Consider the following 17,373-nt stretch of genomic DNA (forward strand, 5'->3'; position numbering starts at 1 on the left):
CGGCTAGATTGCGCCGCCCCCGCGTGTAGGACGTGGGAGGTCAGCGTGAACTGCCACTCGTCATGCGCCATCTTAGAACTCGCCCTTCAGGCCGATCCGCACGCCCACCGAACCACTTGCGCCGCTCACCCCGGCCGCGAATGCGAGAGGCACTTCGGTTGGTAGGCGGTGCATGACACTCATACCCAACGCCGATTGCCCCTTGTAGTTGGCTGCTTGCGCTGCCCAGCTAGTCTTGCCAGGAGCCGAAGGCATCGGTGCGTCGCTCATTGCCATTGCCGCGGCAATGCCCTTGGCTGCAAAGGTCCGAGCTTCGGAGGCCGAGGCTGCGTTCATCTGCTGGAGCTGCTGGAGATTGACGGCATCCGTCGGCAGCACGCCAGGCGCGACATTTGTGATGCTTCGCGTCAGACCGGTAGCGGCGTTGCCCACGGACACCGAGTTGTCGCGCGTGGCCACCGAGCCTTGACCCAGCGCGACGGAGTTCGAACCGCCGGCCAGCGTGTTCGCCCCCAGGGCGACGGCGTTGTTGCCCGTGGCCACCGCGTTGTTGCCCACGGCTGTAGTCGGGTCGGCCAGCGCCTTTGCGCCTGCGCCGATGGCCACAGAGCCTGCGTAGCGCGCCTGGGCCCCATTGCCCACTGCCGTGGTGTTGTCGCCGTTGGCCGTGGCGTTGGTGCCCAGCGCGGTGGCGCCGCTGCCGGTGGCGGTCGATCCTGCTCCGCAGGTGACGTTGCCACCCGTCCCGAAGTTGCACAGCCCGCTGGCAAAGGCCTGGTTCATGACGTTTTGCAGCGCCGTCACCTGCTGCAGGGTGAAACCGTTGGCCGTCGTGACGGCACCCTGCTGGGCTTGCTGCACCTGGCCGACGTTGGCCGCGTCGGTCGCCGAGACGCCTGCTCGAATGTTCGTCACCGTCGTTCCGGCCCCTCCGTTGGAATTGAGTTCCAACTTCGTGCCGCCTGCAGCGTATTGGGCAGAATTATTGGCCACGCCGAGCGCCGTGCTCGCAGTAGCTTGAGCCGCGGTAGCCGAGCTTTTTGCATCCGTGGCGGTTGCTTGGGCTCCTTGTGCGGCACCGAGCGCCGAAGCGGCGGTTGACTGTGCGCTCGCTGCAAGTGATTGAACACCCTGCGCAGTCGTCAGGGCTATGCCGGCGGTAGCTGAGGCGCCGAGCGCCGCTGCCTGCGCCGCATTCGCAGTTTGCTGCACGGTGTTGAGCTGCCCACCGTTGACCGCATCGGTACTTCCGGCAGCAACATTGCCGGCGGTGACGTTGGTAATCGTGCGCGTAGCGCCTGCAGCACCAACAGAGACGGTATTTGCAGCCGAGGCCACAGAGCCCTGGCCCAGAGCCACAGAATTCGTCGCTGATGCTTGGACTTGGCTGTTCGTACCCAGCGCAGTAGCGTTTGCCGCTTGGCTTAACGCACCGTTGCCGAAAGCACTGGCATTGGTCTGAGTTGCCTGGGCACTTTGACCCGCAGCATTGGAGCCACCGATTGCTGTACTGTAGTCGCCGGCGGCGACTGCGCCGGATGCCCCTGCAAGCCCACTACCCGCAGAAGCGTCAGCACCGCTGCCTATCGCAGTGCTTGCCAATCCGCTGGCGACTGCGCCATTGCCGCCGGCGCCCCCGACACCAATACCTGAAACATATGAACCACTTCCGCCCGATCCGATTGCGACCGCGCCCGTGTTCGTTGCAGCGGCGCCCGCCCCCCCCTGCGCTGCAATGTATCCCCCTCCTTGGGAATTGACCGAACCCGCTGCACCGCCGCCGCCGCCGCCAATCGCGGTAGCCCCTGCGACAGAAGCGAGGGCGCCTCCGCCACCGCTGCCGCCGGTTCCGACCTGCCCCGGCGAATCAGGCTGAAACGCCGAACCGCTAGCGCCGCTGCCAATTGCTGTTGCTCCAGCAGCCGCGAGAGAACCACCGCCACCTGCTCCATTCACGCCTCTTTCGCCTCCCATACCCGGCGCACCTCCAGCACCTGCAAATAAGCCTGTACCGCTGGAGCCAGGCTGCCCAGCTGCTCCTCCTGCACCAGCCTGCCCCGGAAAAATTGCGTTTCCAGTTGCACCATTTCCGCCGCTGCCAAGTTGAACTCCTTGCGCATGGACTACGCCAGCGAGAAGCGTTGCCGCTATGAGCCCCGCAAGCCGAAATCTAGATCTGTACATATTGCCCCTAATTGCAAATTTTTCACAAAATGTACTGATTTAAGCGCAAAGTTACATGTATGCGTATACCCAGTTCTGGCTATAAGAGGCTTGAAGATGCGTTATATGTCCTGATTCAGCCGTTTGACCTTTGAAAATTAGTCTTTCTTGGCTACCTCCCGAAAACGCGCACGAGGTGAACCTACATGGCGTGATAGCTTCTGAGCGTTACAATTAAAGTTGGGGACAGCCGACGTATCCCAGCTCCCTCCACCCACGGCTGTCATTTATGCCCGCTTCGACGGGCCTTTTTTTGCGCCTAGCCGGTAGACCGTGCATTGAGCCGCGGCAAGCTCCTCGCAATGAAACCTCCGGCCGGCAGAACGCGCAGGTAAAGCGGCTTTCCATGCCCTCAGTGGCGTAGACTTGAAGCGGACAGTTTGCAAGTTCTCCTCAAACCCAAGGGGCTGTCCCTTTGCCCGCCTCGTGCGGGCTTTTTCGTGCCCGCTCGATCAAGGCTTAGGGAGCAGCCGGCCCACTGGTAGCGCGTAGTCTGCGGGGCCAGAATCGGGCGGCGCCGAGCCCCGAACGCTGAACAGATCCGCCCGGCAGGACGCATAGGCAGCGCTCATGCCCTCCACCTCGGTCAGGGCGTCTGCAAGGCGTCCAGCACCTTCTTTCGGAAGTAGCCCACTGGCCGAGTTGGCGTCTGTTGCACCAGCTTCGGCACCGGGGGCAGCACTACCTGCGGCGCCTCCACCACCAGGCCCGGCATCACGGGTGCAGTCGAGCACCCGGACGCGCACAGGAGCACTGCGCTGCTGGCGATCATCAGCAGCAATTTGCGTGACAGCTTGAGCATCTGAATTCTCCTGCGCGGCATGGCGCTTGTCGAGTTGGCCCTGCAGGGCGTCGCGTTGGTTGGTGAGTTGCTCGATCCGGCGGCCGGCCTCCTCGTTGCGCGCCTTGATGGCGCCGTTCTGGGTGGTGAGCGCGAAGTCCGTGGCCTTGAACATTCGCCGGTACTCCAAGGTCGACAGGCCCAGCACCAGTACGAGCGCTGCCAGGATGTAGATCAGGATGGCCTTGAGGTCGGTCAGCATCATCCCGCCTCCGCCTCCGCCAGCGTCAAGCACCAGTTCGCCTCGTACTGCCGACGGTTCTGCAAGCCCTGCACGAACACGCCACCAGCGAAGCTCCACACCGGCCGCCCATCCGGCCCGCGCGCGAGCGCCCGGCACGCGGCCTCGCGGTTGCCGTCGCGCAGCAGTTGCGCCGCGCGCGAGCCGCAAGCGCCCTGCTTGCCCACGTTGATGGCGAACAGGGTGAAGGCGTCAAGGCTGTTCTGGTCGAACCTGTCGGCCGGAATACACGCCAGCACCGCGCGGCCGTACTCGGTGGCGGTCTGCTTGTCGATCGCGTCGCACTGGGACTGCGTCAGCCGCTCGCCCACCGGTCGCGGCGGCTGGGTGCGCCCACTGCAATAAGTCGGCAGGCCGCCGGCCAGCTTGTCGGCGTAGACCACCAGGCGCTGATCCTCCCAGCGGTGCATTGCGCCGAGCAGCGCGGCGCCGCCCAGCACCAGCGGCGCGGCCACCTTCATGACCAGTTGCGCGCGGCCGCTCACGACAGCCCCCCCGGCTTGGTCAGCCCCTGCCGCGCGGCCCAGTCCTTGATCTTCTGCCCCCACTCAGATTCCTCGCGCCACCACTTGCGCACCAGGTACGCGATTTGCAGCACGACCAGCACGCCGGTAAGAAAGCCGGTCCAGCTGATGTCGGCGTACCAAGCGATGCCGCCGGCGGGCGCGGTTCTTACGACGAGTTCGGTTGCAATGTCTTTGAGTTCTTGTTTCATGCCGTCCTTTCAGGCAAAGAAAAACCCGCCGAAGCGGGTTTGATGGGATGGGTGCGCGAGCATCATTCGGACCACAGCAGCGCCGGCAGCTCAGCGAGCACCTCGTCCAGGGTCGGCATCGGGCGGGCGCCGCCCTGCACCTCTGTGAGGATCCCGTAGCAGGCGTGCCAGGCCGCATCACGCGCCTGGATCGCGGCTTCCCCTTCAGCCTTGAACTTCGGCACCGCGCTGGTCACGTATGTGCACGCGCTCAAGATGCTGTCGTAGTTCCGCGTGCGCGCGAACTCGTCCAAGCGCTCCTGCACAGCCTTCTGCACATCGGCCATGGTGAGCGGCCGGACCACGATGGGCGGCACGATGACCGGCGGCGTGTAGACGTGTGCACCAAAGTCGGCCAGCACCTCGTCGGTGATCGGCTGGGCGAACCCGACGCCGGGGTGGAGGTCGTAGAAAGCAGCGACGTTCATGACTTCGCCCGTCTCGATGAGTTTGATTTGCACGAAGTGTCCTTACGTGATGGCGCCCAGGCGCGTACCCGTGGCAATCCAGTTGATATTGCTGTTCCCGACGACGGCCGCGCCTGCTGCACCGCCAGCAGCTCCAGCAGTGCTGCTGCCCCCGGTGCCCGTCGTGCCGTTGCCGCCTGCGACGCCCAAGCCGCCACCGGCGCCGCCTTGGCCGCCTTGAACCGAGCCGCCGCCCCCGGCGCCGCCCGTGGTTTCAGTTGCGTTGCCGCCCGCCCCCGCCGGTCCCGTGCTACCGGTCCCGGCTTGCGCTGGGTAGCCCGTGCCGCCAGGAGCGCCGCCGCCACCGCCTCCACCTCGACCCCACTGCGACGTGATCAAAGTGCCTGCGCCTCCGCCACCGCCACCGCCACCGCCGCCCGCTATCGTCCCGTCGTTGTTGACGCTGGTTGGAAGGCCCACGCTGAGCCCCACCCCGCCTGCCCCGCCGCTGCTTGCCGCGCCCCCTGGGCCGATTCCCCCTGCGCCACCGTCGCCCCCCCGCCCGTATATGCGTGCGCCGGGTTGCAGCACGAGTGCGAGGCTACTGCCAGCAGGGAAGGGGCCGCTCGCTTCAAAGGTAGACAGGTTTGCTCCAGCAGCGGTGAGGCGAACCCCCGCATTGATCGTGACGGTTGCAATCAGGGCGAGCACGCCGTCCCATCCGGCGCTCGTTGCGCGACCGGCCAGGTTGTAGGAGGTTGTATCGGCCGCCACGGTGTCGTTGAACACGAAGCCCCCACCATTGAAACCGAAGCGCATCAGCCTCATCGCATCACCTTGAAGTTCAGGCCCGTGCTGCCCTCGGTCCACACCAGGATGCGGTCGGTGCCAGCGGTCTGGAACGTCACGCCTGCCGCCGAAGGCGACACCGAGGGGCTGCCGTCTGCCTTGGGCCAGTTGCCCGCGGGCCATGCAGTCGTCTTGCCGCCGAAGTTCACAGCCAGGATCAAGCGCTCAGCCATGATGTTGGCGCCAGGAACATTGCTGGCGGCAATGGTGATGTTGCCGCCAGCCTGGATGCGGTGGACATCTGCAGCGTTGAAGTCGACGGTGGCAGTGCCCGCCGCAGCGATGGTGCCCAGATCCACGAGCGTGACGTTGACGCCCTTGGTGGTGCCGTTGGTCTTGTCGAGCTTCGCCGCGAGCGCAGCCGCACTGACGGGCGTGCCGGCTGCCGTGATCGTCCAGTCGGTGAATGTGCCGGCGCCCGTGGCACCATCCGCCGCCACGGTGAAGTTCAGGACGCCAGTTGCCGCGTCGTAGCTGCTGACCAGGCCGAGCATTCGGGTATTGCTGGGGTCGCTCGTGCGCGCCACGTTGACCCATTGGCCCGCAGCGAGCAGCTTCGAGGCCTGCGTGGTGAGCGTCTTGACACCCACGCCGATGAGCACGCTGGAGGTGCTGGTGCCAGGCGCACCGGGAGCGGCGGCGGCTGTGACGGCACTGGCTGCAGCGGCTGCGGCGGCCGCGATAGACGCGTCGCGCGCTGTGGCCGAAGTACCGGCCGACGTGCTGGCGGAGGCGGCTGCGGTGCCTGCGGCGTCGTTCAGGGCCGTCAGGTTGGTCGCGAGCGCATTGGTCTCGGTGACAAAGACAGGGAGCGCCGTCATCAGGGCGTCGCCCCGTGCGGCAAAGTTGGCTGGATCGGACCGCGTCGGCGGTGTCGGCAATGGAGTGATCTGGGGTGCGGGCATAGTGGTCTCTCAGGTGAGGCCCTCGATGTCGAGGGAGCAGTGCGAGTGGGTAGAAAACGCGATGTCGAGTTCGAACGACTTGTAGAAGCCGTAGACGATGAGCGAGCTGAAGCGGCCAATGCCGCCGCTCCACAGCAGCGGCGTGGCCCGGTACTTCGCGAGCGTGCGGAACACCTCGTCGAGCATCTTGTTGTCGACCAGCACCTCGGCGCTCATGCGCTTGCTGAAGGCGCGCTCGACAACGTAGTAATCGCCCCAGAGGTCAGGCTCTTTCTTGCTGTAGTCGTTGATGCCGATCTTTGGCGAGCTGAGCGTTCCGCCAAGGTTGATGGCTGTGCCCACGATCAGCGTGCCGACCGCCACCGGGTTCAGCGGCTTTGCGATGGTGATCGTGAGCTCGGCCGTGGCGTAGGGCGGCATGTCCGTGAATACAGCGTCGGTCTTCGCGCGGAACGGCATGAAGAAGTAGTCGTACCAGTCCAGCACGGTCTCGCTGCTGCGCAGATCCATGCTCGCTGACCACACGGTCGCGCTTCCCAGCTTCATAACTACGTCGACCGATTCCGCGTCGACGTTGAGCAAGGCCATGTCGGAGACGATGCCCGGCGTGAGTTTGACGACCAGCGGCGTCGCACGTTCGGTCAGCGTGCCCACCTTCTGGTCGAACATCCGCCAGCGGTTGTCGAAGCCCGTATCGAGCCAGAACGTCGGCTCGGTCGCAGGTGGCTTGTTGAGGTTGGTGCCGACGCCCAGCGCCTCGTACACCTTGCGATCGACCAGCACCGTTTGACCCTTGGTGTAGGTCACTGTGCTTGACCAGGCGGGCGCATCGTTCTCCAGCACGTTGCTCGCCGTGAGCGTCGCCGGCGTGATGACCGTCGGAAGAATCACTCTCATACGGTCACCTTCAGGGTATCGCCGCCGTCTGTGACCGCGTCGAGCTTTTTGACGATCTGGTTCGTGGACCGCACGCTTGCGGCAGCACCGCTGCGCCGATCCAGGTTGCCTTCTCGCAGGATGCGCTGCACCTCGCGCATGGCCTCCACCAGATCGCTCCCACCGCCCAGCAACGAGCTCGTCTGCCGCGCGTTCAGGATGCGCGACGGGCCGGTGATCTCGATCTCGGGCCCGTTTTCGCCCACCAGGCGCGCGCCGCCCATGTGCAGGCCGCCGCTCGCAAACGCCGGCAGCTTGATGCCGAATTCTTTCTCCCAGATCGCTCGCAGCTCAGGGATGCGCTTGGCAACTTCGAGGATGCTGTCGGTCTGGCGGAAGAAGCTGCTGGAGCCATCGCTGTTGATGAACGCGGCCATGTTGCCGGCCAGGCGCACGAAGTCGGCTTCGCCGCCCAGGCCGCTGTAGTGGTACTTGGTGCCTTCGTCGTTGGTGAAGAACGCATCCTGCTTGGCCTGCATGCTCGCCAACGTGGCCACGATGCCTTCGGCTGTCCCGCGGTCGGCTGTGGGGTAGCTCTTGCTGAGCAGCTCGAAGGCCTGGGCTGCGAAGCCCGTGAGGTTGGCATTGAGCGCCTGCAGTTGCGCGACCTGGGCCGTGCCGGCGTCGGCGATGGCCTGCTGGATCGAGATCTGCGAATCGGCCTTGTCGAGCGTGAGCGCCAGCTTGGCTTCGGTGAGCGCACGGTCTCGCAGGTAGTCCACGCGCGAGCCGCTGGTCTGCTCGGAGACCTTGAGGAAGCTTTCGCCCAGCGCACCGACAAGCTTGGCCTGGTCGAGATCACCGCCCATGGCGGCAGCGGCTGCCGCGTCGAATTCCAGCTTGACGCGGGAATACTGCAGGGTCGGCTCGACGAAGTTCGCGTTGTCGGCGCGGATGCGCTCGAGCACGCTACGGATGCTGTTGGCCGAGGACTCCCATGCGGTGACTGCAGCCTTGGCTGATGCGGCGGCGCCCTGGGCGGACGCGATTTGCGCGGCGGCCGCGCTGTCTTTCACGCCACCCAGCAACTTGTCAATCGCGGCGGTGCCGTTCGTGACGAAGCCGTTGACGGCCGCCTGGTAGTCAATGGGCTTGAAGAAGTTGGTGGCGGCAGCGTTCTGCGCGGCCGCGGCAGCAGCCGTCGCGACCGCAGCAGCATCGGCCGCGTCGCTGATGGCGTACAGGCTGCCCTGCAGCGCAGCCAGGCTCGGATCGAGCTTGGCAAGGGCGGCAAGCTCGTTGGCGCGCTCGCGTGCGACGGCGCCGAGCTCATCGCCCTGCGCGCGCAGGATGGCGATCTCGATCTCGTTGCGCTTGTCAGCGACTGCCTTGATGCTGTCCTGCACATCGGCAAAGGCACCGGACAACGCCATGAGCTGGCCGAACAGCTTTGCGCCCGCATCGGTGCTGGTGTCGATGGCCTGCACCTGGTCGCGGAACGCCTGGATGCTCCCCGGCACGACCTGCCCGATGATTTTGAACTGCTCCGCCAGACGGGCCTGACCCGCCGCAGCCTTCTCTGCGTCAGTGAAGAACGCATCGAAGTAGTCGCCGAGGCCGCTTTGCAGCTTGTCGATGCCGCCGGCCCCGCGCACCATCATGGCGCTCAGGTCCATGGCTTCAGCCCCCACGTTGCGCATGGCACCGCGCACATCCATCAGCGTGGTGTACAGCGTCAGCATGTCGTCGGACGTGCCTTCGAACAGTTCGAGGATGCGGCCCACACCGGTGAGCGAGCCGTCTGCGCCTTGCTCCAGCGCCATGGTCGACTGGCGGATGATCTCGGTCGCGATGTCGCCCGACTTGCGCACGATGTCGGTGTAGTCGATGGCGGTGATGCCGAACTGCTCCAGCGAGTAGTTCGCGCTTTCAATACCGGTAGTGACGCGCACCAGGGTCTCGAACATGCCCTCGCCGACGCGCTGAAACACTTTCAGCGACGGCAGCGCAGCGCCCGCCATCTGGTCACCGACTGCGGAGAAGATGGCCTCAAGCTCCTCCTGGATCTCCTTGCCGCTCTTGTCCTTCAAAGACACCAGCCCGCCGCCCTGCCCGGTCACGCCGTTCATCGCGTAAGTCGACGTGTCGCCCAGCGTCGGAATGAGCGACAGCATGCGCTCCTTGATGTCCGGATCGTTCAGGCTCAGGTTGTCAGCGGCCGACATGATGGTGTCGAACACGTTGCCGAGCACGGCGCCCACGCCGCTCTTGAACTCGGGGTCGAGTTCCTTCCAGATGGCTTTGGCGCCCTGGTCGAAGATCAGGTTGAAGCCGATGCCGGCAACGCCCTTGCTGATGATGTCGTTGATGGTCTGACCCGGGAAGAACCCGATGCCCGAATCCAGGAAGTCATCGCCGAAGCTGCCGCCTGCCATGCCGCGAATGAAGAAGTCGCTGCTGGCCTTGCCCGCCAAGCCCATGATGCCTTCCTTGACTTGCGTCATCTCGGACAGCATGCGCTGGCTCACGGTCAGCTCGATGCGGCTGTTGTCGGCCAGGATGTCCAGGCTGTTGCCGATGGACTTCGAGGGGTCGTTCTCCATGCCGAGCACGGTGCCGGTCCCGCCCTGGGCAATGCCCTTGTAGCCGCTGCCTTCGCCGCCCCCGCCACCACCACCGCCGCCGACCGACACACCGAGCGCGCCCACAAACGCAGCCATGGCAGCCATGCGCGCGAAGGCGGAGTACGGATCACCGGTGCCCTGTGTGAGCACAGCGCTGATGGCCTTCTGGACCATGTCTTGTGCCTGGAGCGCAAACTGCGCCGCATGGAACACGGCCGAAACCGTCTGCAGCGTGCGGTAGCCGGCGCTGTTCTTCTCAAAGAAGGCTGAAGCGCTGTCGGCCAGGTCACCAAACAGACCAATTTGGTTCTTCAGCGAGTCGGAGTCCAGCGAGGCGCTCTTCTGATTAGTTTCGATTTCTGACTGCTTGCCGTCGGCCAATGCTCGGGCGTTCTGCAGACGTGCTTTCTCGATGGTCTCGGCGCGTGTGCCATAGTTCTGCAACGACTTGATCATCTTGTCGAGCGAATTGCCGGCCTTGTTGAACGAGCCTGCCAGCGCATCGCCAAACCGCTGCGCTTTCGTTGGATCGAAGTATCTTTCTAGCTCCTTGAAAGACTGGTCGCTTTCCTTGGTGTCGAGCTTCATCCCAGAAAGCACATCCTGGGTCTGTCCGAGTGTTGTCAGCGCGGCGATCTTGCGATTGATCTGATCGATCTCAGCCTCGCTGCCTGGGAAGCCGGCAAGCACGGCCTTCCTGTCTTCCAGGCGCTGGATGGTGAGCGCCGCGAGGGCTTCTTTTCCGAGGCCGTAGGCATCGATCTCATCCCGCGTAGCCGAAGCCTTTTCCTGAATCTTCAGGATCTCCGATTCCTGCGCCACGAGTCCCTTCTGCCGCTCGGCCTCGAACTCCTTCTTGGCCTTGATAGCGGCCTTCTCGGCTTCGGTTTGCTTGAGCGTCTCGCCCCACTGATCGGCAATGGCTTTGGCGGCAGTCAGGCTCGCGCGAGCCTTGTCGGTGGTTGCCAAGGTCAGGCGCTCCGCGAGGGAGGCTGCGAGCTTCTGGCCCTCGTTGAGCTCCTTTGCGGCGCTGCCTTCCAGCTTGAGCTGCGCCAAGTAGTCCTTGGACGCACTCAGCTTCGCCTTGAGGTCTGCGAGCGAGCTGTCGGAGAAGGTCACACCAGCGGGCGTGGCTGGGCCCTTCGGGTCCTTGTATTTCTCCTTGATGTCGGCGATGCGCTGCTCGTAGTCCTTCTGGGTGATGAGCTTCTTGTTGAGCAGCTCGCGGCCCTCGATCTCTGCCTTCAGGACAGCCTCTGTGCGCTTCTGGCTGTTTTGTTTGAACTGATCGCCTTCCTTGTCCCAGCCAGCCAGCGCCTTGACGTTGGCGGCGCTGGTGGCATCTTGCCGCGCGATGCCGGCCTTCGTCTCCTCGACGCGCTTCGCAATCGAGAGCTGTTCCTTCATGGCGTCGACGCCAGCCTGGATCTCTGCCAGCCGGCCTGGGCTCATTGCCATGCCCGTAGCCGCCCCACCACCCGTCGAGCCGAAGCCCTTGTTCGCCAGCTTCGCCTCTTCGGTGGCAATGCGGCGCTGCAACTCGGCCATGCCGTCAGCCGGGGTGGCTGCGCGGCCGACCTTCAGCAACTCATCGACGGCACCAGACACAGCCCTCTTCACGGCGAGCCAGCCGCGCTCGATGCTTCCGAGGTTTTGCGTGATGGCGGTGCTGCGGCTATCGAGCGTGTCGGCGAAGGTCTTCTGAGCGAGGTTGGCGGCCTCTGTCGTCTTGCCTTGCTCCTCTAGCGCCTTGATCTGGTTGTAGATGCCGACCGTCAGGTAGTTCATCGACTCGTTCAGCTTCAGCGAGGCTTCGAGGGGCGATTTCTTCAGCTCCTCGAACTGCTTGACGGTCGATGCCACGGCGCTGCCCGTGGTCTTCTCAAACTTGATCGCAGCCAGGGAGAAACGCTCAAGGCTCGATGCCCCTACGTCCCCCGACGCCGCGAACGCTGCGAGCGCGGCTGCACCCTGCGACTGCGAGCCAGTCACCGCAGCGATGTTGGTGGCCATACCCTGCAGCTGGCGAACGGTAGTGCCCGCCGCGTTGCCCGACAGGATCAACGCCTTGCTGTACTCCTGCGATTCCTGCTGACCCTTGATGAATGCATAGCCCAGCACTGCGGCTGCTGCGGCGGCGACAGTGAAGGGGTTGATCAGGCCAAGGACGGCGCCGCCCAGTGCCTTGGCCGCTGGCACGACGCCGCCGAACATGTCTTTGAGCTGTCCGCCCTGCTGCAGCAACACCGTGAGGGGTGCTTGACCGCCTTGCAGGCTGACCACGATGTCGGTCATCTGCGCTGGAATGCCTCGCAGTGCGGCGGCGGTTGCCTTGGCGGACATGCCGAGGTCGGCCTGGCCGCGCTCAGCCTCGCGAAGTTTGGAGATGTAAGGCGCTGCGAAATCGCCGATTCCCGCTGCCGAAGCTTTGTACTCAGTCAGCGCAGCTTTGCCTTCCGTCACGCCGATGGACGTGCGCTTGATTTGCTCAAGCAGCGCGGACTGCCCTCTGGTTAGCTTTTCGACAGCGGGGCCAACGCCTTCACCGATGCCGGAAAGGCCCTGTCCGGCATCTTTGCCGGCCTTGGTGACAGCCTGCGCCATGTCCTTGGCGCCGTCTTTGATTTCGTTGAAGCCAGCCTTGGCGTCGCTCGCATCAACGACGACGCCAAGCTGTACTTTGCGATCTTCAGTGGCCATGGTGTCGTGTCAATCGCGCATGACCGCAAGGCCAGCGTATTCGAGGGTTTGAACGTCTTCGAAGAGATCTTCGAATTCAGCGTTGCTCAGCTCCATGCGGTCCATGAAGGCAAAGAGCACGAGGTAATTGAGGCCGCTGACGATGGGCGGCCCCATGCCGCCGGAGATATAGACCCACTGGCTTTGCATCCGGCGAAACAGCGTGAAGGCGGGGACGTTCTCAGGCCAGAGCGAGACGTCCGGCGGCGCGAGGTCTTCCGGCAGGAAGCCAACCGCTACGGCCTCCTCCTCAGTCGGAGTGCGCCAGCACAGCGCCTCCGCCGCCGCCTTCAGTTTCCCAGGCGGCCTTCAGTGATGGCGATCCGATAGGTCTCCATGATCGCGTTCGTTGCCGCGGGGAGTTCGTCCGCGAGCTGCTGCACGTTGGCCGGGGTGAGGTCGGCTTCGAGGTCCCAGGCGTCGACGACCTTGAGGATGTAGTCGCTGTTGGCGCCGCCGGTCTTCTTCATGAGCGCGGCCATGCTGAATTTCTCGTCGTCGCCATCGGCCTTCTTCTTCTCGCCGGCTGCATCGAGGATCTCGTCGATGAAGGCGCCGAACTCGGACCGCGTGCGGTGCTTGTAGGTGATGTTGATGGCGCCGGTGGTGCCGTCGAGCATCGGAAATTCAACCTTCTTGGTGAAGGACTTCGGGCGATTGCCCAGGGTGATCTTGACTGCCATGGTGATTCTTTCTGTGAAGGGAAAAAGGCCCAGACCTGGAGCGACCAGGCGGGCATGAAAAAACCCCGCCCTGATCGCTCAAGACGGGGTTGGTGGCAACGCGCTCAGGCCGCGTAACGGGTGCCGCGGTTGTTGCCGCTGAAGCTGGCCTTGACCTTGTTGATCTGGCCGTCGGCCATGGTCACGGCCTCGTTCAGCGCCACAGTGCAGGGCTGGAAAGACAGGGAGCCCGAGCGCGTGACAACCTTCAGGATCGTGTTGGTCTGCACGTCGGTGAGGGCCTTCAGCGCGTTGTAGCCCGCGCTGCCGATGCTGTCTGCATCCAGGTCCATCGCGTAGTCGACAGCGCTGAAGCCGTCGTTGATCGAATACGACACATCCGACTCGACGAACTTGTATTCGACCTTCTTCGGTTCGCCACCGCTGGTGGTGGGGTTCATCACCGTCAGCACCTGGGTGAAGGTCATGACCTTGCGCACCGAGCCACCACCGGTGCCCGTGGCGAAGAAGTTGGTGTTCGTGGTGTCGGCACCTTCGAGAACGAACGACGTGCCGGCAATGACCGACTTGACACGGAACGCGCGCAGATTGAGGCGACCCCAGCCACTGGTGATTTCTACGATTTCGCCGGCCGAGAAGTCGTGCGTCGGGCACGATATGACGGCTTCGGCAGCGTTGGAGATGCCGCTGACCACCTTGGAGGTGCCGAAAGCGGTAGCGACGTGGAACGTGCTGCCCGTGAGTACTTGAGCCATGGAAGATTCCTTTCGGGAATAAAAAAGCCGGCGCGATGGCCGGCGGTTGATGACGCCCGAAATGGGCAACGAAAAGCGGCTCCGAATGGCTCGGGGTCGCTTGAACTTGGCTCAGGGCGCTATCTCTCGCCCCAAATGGAAAAGGTTTGCAGGTAGCCCGACAGCTCGTCGCCGTCGTCGTAGGCATTGACGGGCTCGCCTTGCGGGTCAACTTGCAAGTCCGCATGCGCGCACAGCGCGTCCTCGATAGAGCGCAGCAGCGCCATAGCCGCCATTGGGGTGCCGGCCCACACCGTGACCTGGATCAAGGCGTTGCGCTTGCCAGCGGCGGTGTTGTCCGCGTACCGGGTGGTGCGACCACCAGCGTGCTGCCAAACAACGTAGGGCAACGGTGTGCCGAACGTGGCCACCACTGGAAAGGTACGTGGGCACTTGGCGAGCAAGGCCGAGGTGAGTTCCGATTCAAGGCTCATGCCAGCTTCGCCCCTTCGTTGATGCGCCGGAAAAGTTCGATCTCTGCGGCCTTGATGGCTTGCTCCATCGCGGCTTCCGCGCTGCGCACGAACGCCTTGCCGGGCACTTGAATCGGCGTTGGCAGGGTGACGTAGTACGCGGCTTTCTCCGAGGCGCTGGCGCGGCGACCAGGCTTGCGCCGGCCCTCCATGCCAGGACGAACCATCGGCCGGATCGCCCCGTCGCCTCCCTTGTAGTAGCGGTAGCGCTGAAGGTAGCCGTACTCCACGAGGTGGCCATGCGGCGCGGTGCGATGGTTCCAGCTGACGTGATAGGTCGCCTTGGCATTGGCGCTTTCTGTGGTGCTGTAGACCTGGTAAATCGAGCGTGCAAGGTTGCCAGTCTTGGCGCCAAGGGCTGCGACGTTCATGCGGACGCGCTCATACAGGACTTGCGCACCAGCTTGGGCAGCAGGGCGCACTGCCTCTTCTACGGCATCACCCAGCGTGTCAAGGTAAGCGTCCAGCCCAGAGGTGTCTGCGTCAATCGAAAAACTGTTCTTTCCGGTCAGCGCATGCTTGCCGTTCCGACTTCGAAGCGTCGTCACGTCACCACCTCCACGACCAGATCCACGGACTCTCGCCGCGCCTCGTCAGGCATCACTGCCTTGATGGCATACACCGTCGCTCCGTGCACCACCCGCATGCCGGCATCGATGTCGGATCGGTAGCGAATGCGGATCGAGGCGCGAACGGTTGAAGTGGCAGCATCAGCCTTGATGGTCTCCGTTCCAGACAGGTGCCTGATACTCGCCCAGGGCTTGCACACGTCCACCCACGCATCAGGCAGGGGCGTACCCCACTCGTCCGCACCGCCACCCCTCTTCTGGATAGCGATCTTGCGGTTCAGGTCACCGGCGCGCATGTCAGGCCCCGCCTTCGAAGTTGATGTACGGCGTCAGGAGCCACTCCGCGCCCATCGGCACTTCGACTCGAGTGCCGTCTTGTACTGCCTCGCGGTGCACGTACAGATGGCCCAGGATCAGCAGCACGGCAGAGTTGATCGCCTCGTCGGCGAGCACGCCAGTGAGGTCTTCGGCTGGCACCGTTTCGCCATAGACCTTGCGGAAGATCTTCCCCTCGACGGCGAGATAGGCGGCCTTGATCCACACTTCGATGAGTGAATTCTCTTCGGTGCCGTCGTCCACCCGAAGGTGAACCTTCGCTGCGGCGAGGTCGATCTTCACCATGCTTTACTCGGGCGCGTAAGCCTTGACGAGGAAGCCCTGTTCTCGCGCATAGGCGACTGCATCCTCGTGGGCGTCGACGGAGTCGCCTACGAGCGATTCCGGCACGTCCTCGATGATGTCGTTCGGCTCCCAGCGCTGGGCCCCCAGCGTGATGGCAACCAGCACGCGGCCGGTCACCTTCTTGCTTTTGGCCGAGGCCTGTGCAGCCGCCTGGTCGGGCACGGCCGGCACGTCGGGGTGCTGGGTGGATTTCAGTGTGTGGTCGGTCGTGTCCTTGCCTCCGTTCGCGAGGATCTGCTCTGCAGTCGCCGAGGCCGAGATTCCATTTTCCTTGCGCACGGTGTCGCCGTTGGCTGTCTTCGGGTCTTCCGCCGTGTTGAGCTTATCGTCGGAAATGGTGACTTCTTCGCCCTTGCCATTGGGCACTGTGGAAGTGGGTTGTTGCTTCGTAGCCATGATGAGATTCCTTGAAGTGGAGGGAATGAAGATGCCCGGCCGGAGCCGGGTGGCCGCATCAGGTCGCGGGGTGCTGGTAAGCCTTCACCGCGCCGCCGACATCCAGCAGGTTGCCGCCGGAGCGGCAGAAGGCGACGAAGCCCACTTGGCCCTTCAGCGTGTATGCGCTGTCGGTCATGCGGAACAGCGTCACGTCCATCACGTCGCGGATCAGGTACTTGCTGAAGTCGCCGAACAGCACCGACTTGGCGCTGGCCGCGGGCGCAGGCATCTTCTGGTTGATGACGAGCTGGCGACCCAGCAAACGGTCGGGCGCACCACCAGGATTGCCGGTTTCATACCCGGGAACGAAGATCGGGCGACCGTTCGTGTCCTTCAGCTTGCGCACGCCCTTCAGCACGTCGTCGTGGAACATCCAGCGGCCAGCACCACGGTAGATCGGGTCCACCGAGTGCTCCAGGTCCACAAGATCGTCGTAGGTGACGGTGGCGACTTGGCCGGTAGCACCGATCTTGCCGACAGGCGCTGCCGTGGCGATGCCGCGCGGCTGAGCCGTGCCGGTGCCCACTGTCTGGTGGCGGGCCTGGATGCGGCCCAGGCGCAGCGCCAGCAGCGTCTTGATGTAAGCCTCGATGTCGAACATCGAATCCTGCAGCAGCTCGAAGGGCAGAGCGATTGACTTGGACGAATACTTGTACACGTCCAGGCTGAGCTGACCGAAGGTCGTCTCGCCAACGTTCGCCGTGGCGTTCTGCCCGACGATTTCGCCTTCTTCCGAGCTTGCATCGGTCGTAGGGAAAAGCATCTGCGCGCCGGTGGCGGTCTGGATGGTGCTTGCCACCTCGCGCACGCCACCCATCTCTTTCATGGCCTGCAGCAGAGTGCGGCTGAACTCGGTGGCCACCGTGTAGCCGCCTTCCGAGCCCGTCGTGGTGGACATCGCAGCGCGGATGTCCGGGTTCTGTCGCGCAGCCATCGCACTGCGCTGGTCTTGCGACAGCGCGGACAGCCCACCACCCAGCATGGCGCGCAACGCAGCGGCCTCGGCGTTGGCCGGATTGCCGCCGCCCTGATGGATCGCCCCGTTCAAGGCAAGCTCGTGCTCGGCGTGCGCGTCGCCGGCGATCTGCGCGACACGGGTTTCACGCGCAATTTCCGCGTCGACTGCCTCGATCTCGGCCAGGATGCCGTCCAGGGCCGAAGCATCGGCTGCCGGCATGCGCTGGTCGGCCGGCGTCTTGGCGTTGAGTTCGGCCGCGGCACGGGCCTTGGTGTCGCGCTGGGCGCGCAGTTGTGCAAGTTTGCTCATGGGAGTCTT

At 64.2% G+C, this 17,373-nt stretch carries 19 protein-coding genes; all 19 read right to left on the minus strand.

Annotation, left to right across the window (positions count from 1 at the left end; genetic code table 11):
• Positions 1–72 precede the first annotated feature (72 nt).
• The 19 genes from VLK31_RS28160 to VLK31_RS28250 all read right to left on the minus strand — a co-directional run bounded on the left by VLK31_RS28160 (position 73) and on the right by VLK31_RS28250 (position 17,364).
• Complete coding sequence (locus tag VLK31_RS28160) at positions 73–1,602, minus strand: YadA family autotransporter adhesin (RefSeq protein WP_409171780.1); 1,530 nt, start codon at positions 1,600–1,602, stop codon at positions 73–75.
• Positions 1,603–1,952: 350 nt separating this feature from the next.
• Positions 1,953–2,120, minus strand: a complete 168-nt coding sequence (locus VLK31_RS28165) for a hypothetical protein (protein WP_409171781.1) — start codon at positions 2,118–2,120, stop codon at positions 1,953–1,955.
• Positions 2,121–2,675: 555 nt separating this feature from the next.
• Entirely contained in the window at positions 2,676–3,269 is a 594-nt protein-coding gene (locus tag VLK31_RS28170) for a hypothetical protein (RefSeq protein WP_409171782.1), read from the minus strand.
• Positions 3,266–3,853 carry a lysozyme gene (locus VLK31_RS28175; protein ID WP_409171783.1) on the minus strand — a complete coding sequence of 196 codons (588 nt, stop codon included), beginning with the start codon at positions 3,851–3,853 and terminating at the stop codon, positions 3,266–3,268. Before VLK31_RS28175 ends, VLK31_RS28170 begins: the two co-directional genes overlap by 4 nt.
• Positions 3,787–4,020, minus strand: coding sequence for a hypothetical protein (locus tag VLK31_RS28180; protein WP_409171784.1), 234 nt, complete (start codon positions 4,018–4,020; stop codon positions 3,787–3,789). Before VLK31_RS28180 ends, VLK31_RS28175 begins: the two co-directional genes overlap by 67 nt.
• A gap of 62 nt (positions 4,021–4,082) precedes the next feature.
• Positions 4,083–4,520, minus strand: coding sequence for a hypothetical protein (locus tag VLK31_RS28185; RefSeq protein WP_409171785.1), 438 nt, complete (start codon positions 4,518–4,520; stop codon positions 4,083–4,085).
• Between the two features lie 9 nt (positions 4,521–4,529).
• Entirely contained in the window at positions 4,530–5,294 is a 765-nt protein-coding gene (locus tag VLK31_RS28190; protein WP_409171786.1) for a hypothetical protein, read from the minus strand.
• Positions 5,291–6,220, minus strand: coding sequence for a hypothetical protein (locus tag VLK31_RS28195; protein WP_409171787.1), 930 nt, complete (start codon positions 6,218–6,220; stop codon positions 5,291–5,293). Before VLK31_RS28195 ends, VLK31_RS28190 begins: the two co-directional genes overlap by 4 nt.
• Positions 6,221–6,229: 9 nt before the next feature.
• The gene (locus VLK31_RS28200) at positions 6,230–7,117 is read right to left on the minus strand and encodes a hypothetical protein (RefSeq protein ID WP_409171788.1); all 888 of its coding nucleotides are present in this window, start codon (positions 7,115–7,117) and stop codon (positions 6,230–6,232) included.
• On the minus strand, positions 7,114–12,420 hold the full coding sequence (locus VLK31_RS28205) for a phage tail length tape measure family protein (protein ID WP_409171789.1): 5,307 nt from the start codon (positions 12,418–12,420) through the stop codon (positions 7,114–7,116). The genes VLK31_RS28200 and VLK31_RS28205 overlap by 4 nt, the downstream gene beginning before the upstream one ends.
• A 9-nt stretch (positions 12,421–12,429) precedes the next feature.
• Positions 12,430–12,753 carry a DUF1799 domain-containing protein gene (locus tag VLK31_RS28210; RefSeq protein ID WP_409171877.1) on the minus strand — a complete coding sequence of 108 codons (324 nt, stop codon included), beginning with the start codon at positions 12,751–12,753 and terminating at the stop codon, positions 12,430–12,432.
• Positions 12,750–13,142 (minus strand): phage tail assembly chaperone, encoded by a 393-nt coding sequence (locus VLK31_RS28215; RefSeq protein ID WP_409171790.1) that lies wholly within the window; start codon positions 13,140–13,142, stop codon positions 12,750–12,752. The genes VLK31_RS28210 and VLK31_RS28215 overlap by 4 nt, the downstream gene beginning before the upstream one ends.
• A 104-nt stretch (positions 13,143–13,246) precedes the next feature.
• Positions 13,247–13,897: a phage tail tube protein gene (locus tag VLK31_RS28220; RefSeq protein ID WP_409171791.1), complete on the minus strand. Its 651-nt coding sequence runs from the start codon at positions 13,895–13,897 to the stop codon at positions 13,247–13,249.
• A 119-nt stretch (positions 13,898–14,016) separates the two neighbouring features.
• Entirely contained in the window at positions 14,017–14,370 is a 354-nt protein-coding gene (locus VLK31_RS28225; protein ID WP_409171792.1) for a DUF3168 domain-containing protein, read from the minus strand.
• Positions 14,367–14,957 (minus strand): HK97 gp10 family phage protein, encoded by a 591-nt coding sequence (locus VLK31_RS28230; RefSeq protein ID WP_409171793.1) that lies wholly within the window; start codon positions 14,955–14,957, stop codon positions 14,367–14,369. Before VLK31_RS28230 ends, VLK31_RS28225 begins: the two co-directional genes overlap by 4 nt.
• A complete protein-coding gene (locus tag VLK31_RS28235; RefSeq protein ID WP_409171794.1) occupies positions 14,954–15,274 on the minus strand; it encodes a phage head closure protein in 321 nt (106 codons plus the stop codon). Before VLK31_RS28235 ends, VLK31_RS28230 begins: the two co-directional genes overlap by 4 nt.
• 1 nt (position 15,275) lies before the next feature.
• Positions 15,276–15,599: a head-tail connector protein gene (locus VLK31_RS28240; RefSeq protein WP_409171795.1), complete on the minus strand. Its 324-nt coding sequence runs from the start codon at positions 15,597–15,599 to the stop codon at positions 15,276–15,278.
• 3 nt (positions 15,600–15,602) lie between these two features.
• Positions 15,603–16,055, minus strand: a complete 453-nt coding sequence (locus tag VLK31_RS28245; protein WP_409171796.1) for a hypothetical protein — start codon at positions 16,053–16,055, stop codon at positions 15,603–15,605.
• 58 nt (positions 16,056–16,113) lie between these two features.
• Positions 16,114–17,364 carry a phage major capsid protein gene (locus tag VLK31_RS28250; RefSeq protein ID WP_409171797.1) on the minus strand — a complete coding sequence of 417 codons (1,251 nt, stop codon included), beginning with the start codon at positions 17,362–17,364 and terminating at the stop codon, positions 16,114–16,116.
• Positions 17,365–17,373 lie beyond the last annotated feature (9 nt).

The sequence above is a fragment of the Variovorax sp. H27-G14 genome (assembly GCF_046156345.1).
Lineage (GTDB): Bacteria > Pseudomonadota > Gammaproteobacteria > Burkholderiales > Burkholderiaceae_C > Variovorax.

Excerpts from the sequence above, each read along its gene's own strand:
- VLK31_RS28205 (WP_409171789.1), bottom strand. The coding sequence starts at position 12,420 with ATGGCCACTGAAGATCGCAAAGTACAGCTTGGCGTCGTCGTTGATGCG.
- VLK31_RS28225 (WP_409171792.1), bottom strand. The coding sequence starts at position 14,370 with ATGAGCCTTGAATCGGAACTCACCTCGGCCTTGCTCGCCAAGTGCCCA.
- VLK31_RS28170 (WP_409171782.1), bottom strand. The coding sequence starts at position 3,269 with ATGATGCTGACCGACCTCAAGGCCATCCTGATCTACATCCTGGCAGCG.
- VLK31_RS28235 (WP_409171794.1), bottom strand. The coding sequence starts at position 15,274 with ATGCGCGCCGGTGACCTGAACCGCAAGATCGCTATCCAGAAGAGGGGT.
- VLK31_RS28180 (WP_409171784.1), bottom strand. The coding sequence starts at position 4,020 with ATGAAACAAGAACTCAAAGACATTGCAACCGAACTCGTCGTAAGAACC.
- VLK31_RS28215 (WP_409171790.1), bottom strand. The coding sequence starts at position 13,142 with ATGGCAGTCAAGATCACCCTGGGCAATCGCCCGAAGTCCTTCACCAAG.
- VLK31_RS28165 (WP_409171781.1), bottom strand. The coding sequence starts at position 2,120 with ATGCGCAAGGAGTTCAACTTGGCAGCGGCGGAAATGGTGCAACTGGAA.
- VLK31_RS28240 (WP_409171795.1), bottom strand. The coding sequence starts at position 15,599 with ATGGTGAAGATCGACCTCGCCGCAGCGAAGGTTCACCTTCGGGTGGAC.
- VLK31_RS28220 (WP_409171791.1), bottom strand. The coding sequence starts at position 13,897 with ATGGCTCAAGTACTCACGGGCAGCACGTTCCACGTCGCTACCGCTTTC.
- VLK31_RS28200 (WP_409171788.1), bottom strand. The coding sequence starts at position 7,117 with ATGAGAGTGATTCTTCCGACGGTCATCACGCCGGCGACGCTCACGGCG.
- VLK31_RS28250 (WP_409171797.1), bottom strand. The coding sequence starts at position 17,364 with ATGAGCAAACTTGCACAACTGCGCGCCCAGCGCGACACCAAGGCCCGT.
- VLK31_RS28190 (WP_409171786.1), bottom strand. The coding sequence starts at position 5,294 with ATGAGGCTGATGCGCTTCGGTTTCAATGGTGGGGGCTTCGTGTTCAAC.
- VLK31_RS28195 (WP_409171787.1), bottom strand. The coding sequence starts at position 6,220 with ATGCCCGCACCCCAGATCACTCCATTGCCGACACCGCCGACGCGGTCC.
- VLK31_RS28245 (WP_409171796.1), bottom strand. The coding sequence starts at position 16,055 with ATGGCTACGAAGCAACAACCCACTTCCACAGTGCCCAATGGCAAGGGC.